Consider the following 527-nt stretch of genomic DNA (forward strand, 5'->3'; position numbering starts at 1 on the left):
AAACAGTCGCTTGGGCCTTTTCGCTGCGGCCCCCTTGGGCTATTCACCCTACCGAGGCACCCCTTCTCCCGAAGTTACGGGGTCATTTTGCCGAGTTCCTTAACGAGAGTTCTTCCGAGCGCCTTAGCATACTCTGCTCGCCTACCTGTGTCGGTTTGCGGTACGGGCACCTTCGCCTGGCTAGAGGCTTTTCTTGGCAGCCTGAACTCATGACCTTCGCTACTGCAATTTTCGCTCCCCATCACAGCCCAGCCTTTCGATGTGCGGATTTGCCTACACATCAGCCTCACTGCTTGGACGGGCATCCATCAGCCCGCGTCACTATCCTTCTGCGTCACCCCATTGCTCGTAACGGCTTACGGTGGTACAGGAATCTCAACCTGTTGTCCTTCGACTACGCCTTTCGGCCTCGCCTTAGGTCCCGACTTACCCTGAGCGGACGAGCCTTCCTCAGGAACCCTTAGGCTTACGGCGGACAAGATTCTCACTTGTCTTTTCGTTACTCATACCGGCATTCTCACTCGTGT

Annotated in this window: 1 rRNA gene; it reads right to left on the reverse strand. The window is 56.0% G+C overall.

Annotation, left to right across the window (positions count from 1 at the left end):
• A 23S ribosomal RNA gene (locus tag I7822_RS29640) occupies positions 1-527 on the reverse strand; the annotation flags it as partial.

The sequence above is a fragment of the Metabacillus bambusae genome (assembly GCF_017497975.1).
In the GTDB taxonomy this organism is placed as follows: Bacteria; Bacillota; Bacilli; order Bacillales; family Bacillaceae; genus Metabacillus; species Metabacillus bambusae.